This is a genomic window from Modestobacter lacusdianchii (assembly GCF_054177765.1).
The window spans coordinates 209,525-215,763 of record NZ_JBJJTJ010000004.1; the positions used below are offsets into that span (position 1 = coordinate 209,525).

At 74.7% G+C, this 6,239-nt stretch carries 4 protein-coding genes and 1 pseudogene; all 5 read left to right on the plus strand.

What is annotated here, in order from left to right; translation table 11 throughout:
• The first annotated feature begins 25 nt into the window (after window positions 1–25).
• Entirely contained in the window at window positions 26–988 is a 963-nt protein-coding gene (locus ACJTNH_RS04630; protein WP_458173098.1) for an electron transfer flavoprotein subunit alpha/FixB family protein, read from the plus strand.
• 174 nt (window positions 989–1,162) lie between these two features.
• Window positions 1,163–2,347, plus strand: a complete 1,185-nt coding sequence (locus ACJTNH_RS04635) for a cysteine desulfurase family protein (protein WP_458173099.1) — start codon at window positions 1,163–1,165, stop codon at window positions 2,345–2,347.
• Window positions 2,344–3,417 (plus strand): tRNA 2-thiouridine(34) synthase MnmA, encoded by a 1,074-nt coding sequence (mnmA, locus tag ACJTNH_RS04640; RefSeq protein ID WP_458173100.1) that lies wholly within the window; start codon window positions 2,344–2,346, stop codon window positions 3,415–3,417. Before ACJTNH_RS04635 ends, mnmA begins: the two co-directional genes overlap by 4 nt.
• A gap of 175 nt (window positions 3,418–3,592) precedes the next feature.
• The gene (locus ACJTNH_RS04645; protein WP_458173101.1) at window positions 3,593–5,878 is read left to right on the plus strand and encodes a bifunctional metallophosphatase/5'-nucleotidase; all 2,286 of its coding nucleotides are present in this window, start codon (window positions 3,593–3,595) and stop codon (window positions 5,876–5,878) included.
• Between the two features lie 59 nt (window positions 5,879–5,937).
• Window positions 5,938–6,239 (plus strand): annotated as a pseudogene (locus ACJTNH_RS04650) (methionine synthase); the annotation flags it as partial.

Sequence of the window (6,239 nt, forward strand, 5' to 3'; positions counted from 1 at the left end):
CGTACTCGAAGAGGAGACGATCCCCATGGCTGAGGTCCTGGTCCTGGCCGAGCTCAACCCCGCCGCCGGCGGGCCCCGCAAGACCACCCTGGAGGCGCTGACCGCGGCGCGTGCCCTCGGTGAGCCCTCGGCCGTCGTCATCGGCGCCCCCGGCACCGCCGCCGGCATCAAGGACACGCTGGCCGAGTACGGCGCGGCCAAGGTCTACGTCGCCGAGTCCGAGGACGTCGACGCCTACCTGGTCGCGCCCAAGGCCGAGGTGCTGGCCCAGCTGGTCACCGACAGGCAGCCCGCCGCCGTGGTCATCCCGTCCTCCCCGGAGGGCAAGGAGATCGCCGGCCGGCTGGCCATCAAGACCGGCAGCGGCTTCCTGACCGACGTCACCGAGATCGCCGCCGACGGCACCGCCACCCAGGTGGCCTTCGCCGGGGCGACGATCGTGCACTCGCAGGTCACCGTCGGCACCCCGATCTACACCCTGCGCGGCAACTCGGTCACCCCCGAGCCGGCCCCGGCCGCAGGCACCGAGGAGACCGTGCCGGTCACCGTCTCCGAGGCCGCCAAGCAGACCCGGGTGCTCGACCGCGTGGTGGAGCAGAAGTCCAACCGGCCCGAGCTGACCGAGGCCTCGATCGTGGTCTCCGGTGGGCGCGGCGTGGCCAGCGCGGAGAACTTCTCCGTCATCGAGGGCCTCGCCGACTCCCTGGGGGCCGCCGTCGGCGCCTCCCGGGCCGCCGTCGACTCCGGCTTCTACCCGCACTCCTTCCAGGTCGGGCAGACCGGCAAGACGGTCTCGCCCCAGCTCTACATCGCCGTCGGCATCTCCGGTGCGATCCAGCACCGGGCGGGCATGCAGACCTCGAAGACGATCGTCGCGGTCAACAAGGACCCCGAGGCGCCGATCTTCGAGCTGGCCGACTTCGGCGTCGTCGGTGACCTGAACACCGTCGTCCCGGCCGCCACCGAGCAGATCGCCGCCCGCAAGTAGCAGCAGGGCCCTCCCTCGGGAGGGCGGTACCAGCACGTCGCGTCGGGCGCCGGCCTCCGGGTCGGCGCCCGACGCACGTCCGACCGGGTCGAGGAGACGACAGGCCGTGCGCACTTCCACCAGCCGGACGCGGCCGGGCACGCCCCGGTGGGCGACGCCTACGCTGGCCGTGCCATGACCTACCTCGACCACGCGGCCACGACGCCGATGCTCCCCGCCGCGCTCGCGGCGATGGCCGAGCAGCTGGGCCGGGTCGGCAACGCGTCCTCGCTGCACGCCAGCGGCCGGGAGGCCCGGCGGGTGGCCGAGCAGTCGCGTGAGCAGCTGGCCGCGGCGCTGGGCGCCCGGCCGTCGGAGGTGCTGTTCACCGCCGGTGGCACCGAGGGCGACAACCTCGCCGTCAAGGGCCTCTACTGGGCCCGGCGCACCGCCGACCAGCGCCGGCGCCGGATCGTGGCCAGCCCGGCCGAGCACCACGCCGTCCTGGACAGCGTGGAGTGGCTGGAGAAGCACGACGCGGCCGAGGTCACCTGGCTGCGCGTCGAGCCCTCCGGCCGGGTGGCGCCCGAGTCGCTGGCCGACGCGCTCGGCGACGGGCGGGACGTCGCCGTGGCCAGCGTGATGTGGGCCAACAACGAGATCGGCGCGGTCAGCGACCTCGCCGCGCTGGCCGAGGTCGCCCACGAGGTCGGGGTGCCGCTGCACACCGACGCGGTGCAGGCGGTCGGTCAGCTGCCGCTCGACTTCTCCGGCAGCGGGGTCGACGCGCTCACCATGACCGGCCACAAGCTGGGTGGGCCGATGGGCGCCGGGGCCCTGCTGCTGCGCCGGGACGCCGAGTGCACGCCCCTGCTGCACGGGGGTGGGCAGGAGCGCGACGTCCGCTCCGGCACGCTCGACGTCGCCGCGATCGTGGGCCTGGCCACGGCCGTGCAGGCCGCCGTCGCCGACCGGGGCGAGCGCACCGCACGGCTCACCGCGCTGCGCGACCGGCTGGTCGCCGGCGTGATCGCCCAGGTGCCCGACGCGCAGCTGAACGGCCCGGCCCTGGACGACGTCGTCGCCGGTGGCCCCGGCCGGCTGCCGGGCAACGCGCACCTGTCCTTCCCCGGCGCCGAGGGTGACGCCCTGCTGATGCTGCTGGACGCCCGCGGCATCGAGTGCTCCACCGGGTCGGCGTGCAGCGCGGGTGTGGCGCGCCCGAGCCACGTGCTGCTCGCCGCGGGTGCCGACGCCGCGCGGGCCCGCAGCTCGCTGCGGTTCAGCCTGGGGCACACCTCCACCGACGCCGACGTCGACGCCCTGCTCGAGGTGATCGGCCCGGTCGTCGAGCGGGCCCGCCGGGCGGGTGCCCGATGAGGGTCATCGCCGCGATGAGCGGGGGAGTGGACTCCGCGGTCGCCGCCGCGCTGGCCGTCGAGGCCGGCCACGACGTCACCGGCGTGCACCTCGCGCTCTCCCCGGACCGCCAGACGCTGCGCAGCGGCGCCCGCGGCTGCTGCAGCGTCGAGGACGCCCACGACGCCCGCCGGGTCGCGGACTCCCTCGGCATCCCGTTCTACGTCTGGGACCTCGCCGACCGGTTCCGCGAGGACGTCGTCGAGGACTTCGTCGCCGAGTACGCCGCCGGCCGGACGCCGAACCCCTGCCTGCGCTGCAACGAGAAGATCAAGTTCTCCGCGGTGCTGGACCGGGCCCGGGCCCTGGGCTTCGACGCCGTCGTCACCGGCCACCACGCCCGGCTCGCCGACGGTGAGCTGCGGCGGTCGGTGGACGCGGCCAAGGACCAGTCCTACGTGCTGGGGGTGCTCACCGCCGACCAGCTCGCCGGCGCGGTGTTCCCGCTCGGGTCGATGACCAAGGAGCGGGTGCGCGAGCTCGCCGCCGAGCGGGGCTACGCGGTCGCGACCAAGCCCGACTCGCACGACATCTGCTTCATCTCCGACGGTGACACCCGCGGCTTCCTCGCCCGCCGGCTGGGCGAGCAGCCCGGCCCGGTCGTGGACGCGGCCACCGGGGCGACCGTGGGCACGCACGCCGGCGCCTACGGCTTCACCGTCGGGCAGCGCCGCGGCCTGGGGGTCACCGCGGGCGACCAGCGGCCGCGCTACGTGCTCGGCATCGAGCCGGTCAGCCGCACGGTCACCATCGGCACCGCCGAGCAGGCCGAGGTCGGCGAGGTCGTCACCGGCACCCCCAGCTGGACCGGGCCGGTGCCCGACCTGCCCTTCACCGCCCAGGTGCAGCTGCGGGCGCACGGCTCCCCGGTGCCCTGCGCGGTCTCGGCCACCGAGGGCGGCGGCCTGCGGATCGAGCTGCTCGAGCGGCAGCGCGGGGTGGCACCGGGGCAGTCGGCGGTGCTGTACGCACCCGATGCCGCCCGGGGTGACCGGGTGCTCGGCCAGGCCGCCGTCTGTCGCGCGGGTTAACCGCACCCGACGTTTCACAGCTGGCTCTTGGCTCACCCGATCGGGCGAGCTAGCGTGCCGTGACGGATCGGTTCCGGCCGGTCCGCAGTGTCCCGCTCGCCCGGGCGGGGTCGATCGTGTCGCTGGTGGCCGCCCCTGAGGTCGGCCCGGTGACGCCTGTCCAGGAGGACCCTCCTTGCGCCGAACGCGCCTCTCCCTGGCAGCCCTGACGGCGGCGACGATCGCCGTCGTCGGGCTGCCCACGGTGGCCTCTGCCGCCCCGCACGGTCCGTCGAAGCCGACGGCCCCGGCCGCCGACGTCCCGGTCCAGCTGCTCACCGTCAACGACTTCCACGGCCGGATCAACCAGCCCACCGGCGACGACGGCGAGGGCACCTCGCCCGGCACCGACGGGCTGTACGGCACGGCGGACGACGTCGTCGTCGAGGTCGGCGGCGCCGCGAGCCTCGCCGCGACCATCGACCGGGCCACCGCGGACTTCGTCGCCGACGGCGGCGCCGCGGACGACTCCCTGCTGATCGGCCTGGGCGACGTGATCGGCGCCTCGCCGTTCGAGTCCAGCGTCTTCCGGGACGAGTCGACCATCGAGGTCGCCAACGCCCTGGACATGGCCGTCTCCGTCGTCGGCAACCACGAGTTCGACCGCGGCACCGACGAGCTGCGCCGGGTCTCCGGCGCCACCGACGGCACCGCCACCGACGACGTGACCGCCTGCGAGGGCGTCGAGCCCGGCGTCACCGGCTGCTTCACCGACAGCACCGGCGAGGCGTTCGCCGGCACCGAGTTCCCCTACCTGGCCGCGAACGTGGTCTCCCGGGAGACCGGCGAGCCGATGCTGCCGGCGTACTCCGTGGTGGAGGTCGGCGGCGGGAAGAAGCTCGGCTTCATCGGCGTGGTCACCGACACCACCCCGACCATCGTCTCGCCGTCCGGCATCGCCGACGTCGAGTTCGTCGACGAGGCCGAGGCGATCAACCGCTACGTGCCCGAGCTGCAGGCGCAGGGCGTCGAGGCGATCGTCGCGCTGGTGCACGAGGGCGGGGAGAACCCGGGCACGGACGCCACCGACCCCAACGGGTGCGCCCAGCTCACCGGCCCGATCGTCGACATCAACGCCGAGACCGTCGCGGCCGTCGACCTGATCGTCAGCGCGCACAGCCACCAGGGCTACAACTGCATGCTCACCGACCCCGAGGGCCAGCCGCGGCTGGTCACCCAGGCCGAGTACTACGGCCGGATGTTCACCGACATCCGCCTGGTCCTGGACGGGCGGACCGGTGACGTCGACCGGCTCTGCGCGGACTACCGGGCCGGCAACGTGCTGAACGTGCGCGACGCCGAGGACCCGGAGCTCGACCGGATCGTCGACTACTGGACCGCCCAGGCCGCCGAGGCCGGCGACCGGGTGGTCGGTGAGGCCGCGGCCGACATCCGCCGGGCCGGCACCTTCGGTCCCGACGGCGTCTTCGTCCCGGTCCGGGACGGCGAGTCGAGCCTGGGCAACCTGGTCGCCGAGATGCAGCTGGCCGCGATCCAGGCCGACCCCTCCTTCGGGGAGCCGGTGGTCGCGTTCATGAACCCGGGCGGCCTGCGCACCGACATCCTGGCCGGCGAGACCACCTACGCCGAGCTGTTCAACGTGCAGCCGTTCGGCAACACGGTGAACGTCGTGACGCTCACCGGCGCCGACATCCGGGCGGTGCTGGAGCAGCAGTTCCAGGCCAACGGCGGACCGCGGGGCAACAACCTGCGGCTGGGCACCTCGGAGGGCTTCTCCTACCGGTACGACCTGAGCCAGCCCTACGGGCAGCGGGTCGACCCGGCGTCGATCACCCTGGACGGCGAGGTCGTCGACCCGGCGGCGTCCTACCGCGTGGTGGCCAACTCCTTCCTGATCGGTGGCGGTGACGCCTTCACCGCGTTCACCAACGGCACCGACCCGGCCACCGGCCCGGTCGACGTCGACACCGCGGTCGCCTACTTCGAGGCGAACTCCCCGGTGACGCCGCCGGCGGCCGACCACGGTCAGGCGGCCACGTTCCCGACGCCGGAGCCGGCGACCGGTCTCGGTGGCAGCACGGTGGAGCCGGCCCCGTCGACCACCGTGGACGGCACCTCCGGCCTGAACGGGCCGGGGCGGGTGGGTCCGGCCTGCGACGCCACCGCGGCGATCAGCGACGACACCCCCTTCCGTGGTGACCGGGTGACCGTCATCGGCACCGCGTTCACGCCCGGGGAGAAGGTCACCGTCACGCTGTCCAACGGCGCGAAGCTGGGCACCGTGAAGGCCGACCGCAACGGCGACGTCACCGCCACCGGGCGGGTGCCGCTGCTGCTGCCGGCCGGTGAGCACACGGTGACCCTCACCGGGGCGTCGGGGGAGACGGCGAGCGACACGTTCACCCTCGACCCGTACTGGCTGGAGCTGGTCAAGCGGCTGAAGCTGCTCTTCGGCCGGTGAGCACCGGCGGGGCCTGACCGTTGCCGGTGAGGCCGGGACGGCGGGCTACGGTCGACACCGTGGCCACGCCGAACGACCTCCCCGACGACGTCACCACCCCGGCCGGCGACCCTGCCGGCAGCGATGACCTGAGGCCGGTCCCCACACCGTGGGGGCCGGCCTCTGGCGTCGGGTCGCTGCCGGGCACCGACCCGCTGGAGGCGATGCGGCTGGTGGTCGGGGAGCTGCCCGACCTGCCGCACCTGCCCGAGCTGCCCGCCCGCGGCGCCGGCGCCGCCATGATCGGCCGCGCGGCCGCCCTGCTGGTCGACCAGGCCGTCGACCTCACCCCCGCCCGGTGGCGGCTGGACCCCCGCCCGCG